Genomic DNA, 875 nt, shown 5'->3' on the forward strand with positions numbered 1-875 from the left:
CGTTTTGCGAAACAGAATAGGTGGCGTAACTATTACCCCACCAGCCCGATAAAGGAACAGATAAAGAGAGCATGTAGATCTGCTCACTGGTGTTATCACTGGCATGGTTGTTCCCCGTCCCCTGTCTGGCAGTATTGGAATAACTCCAGGAGACGTTCCACGAGAGACGCTTCCAGCTACTGCTGTAGCCAAATTGCATTAATCGTTCGACATCATCGGTATGCCAGTATTGTTGCCGGCTTAATGTCAGGTATAAATTGCCATAATCTCTCCCCAACGACTGCGTTAGCGTTCCCTCCACGCGACTACGTCGGTTACCTGTTTCCCAAAAGTCTTCAGGGCTGTTGCGCCGCGATGCCCACTCATTGAGGGTATAGTAGCCCTCGGTGGAGTAACGATAGCCAACCAGGCGCAAGCTAGTGTCTGTGTCGTCAAATAGTTTTGAATAGAGAAAGCGATATGACTGACCCGTTTCTGTATCATCATGGCTAAAATTCGCACGAGCATGTGTCACATCGAAAGAAATTGCGCCCAAAGCGCCAAGATCTTTACCGACACCCAGAGCTGCAGAACCATAATTTTCAGCAGCCTGCATACCTCCATATAAAGTGATCCCGTGGGAAAAACCATGAAGTATTTGCGCCTGAAGGACGTCCGGTGTAAATCCGTCTTCATCGCGCAATTCACCCACGCTGACATCAACATCTGTCAGACCTTCACGTTTAAGAATCGCCAATGAAGCATAAGGTTGGGTGAATCGTTGTTCGCTACCGTCTTCTTCTTTGATGGTTACGTCCAAATCGCCACCTGTACTTGCGGTGTTGAGATCGGTGATCTCAAAAGCACCTTGTGGAACGGCTGACTGATAAATCACG

The 875-nt window shown here is 48.5% G+C and carries 1 pseudogene; it reads right to left on the reverse strand.

Annotated elements, in window-relative coordinates:
- Positions 1-875: pseudogene (lpfC-O113, locus tag ACUU1I_RS20870) on the reverse strand (long polar fimbrial usher protein LpfC-O113); the annotation flags it as partial.

The sequence above is a fragment of the Shigella sp. SIG3 genome (assembly GCF_053555855.1).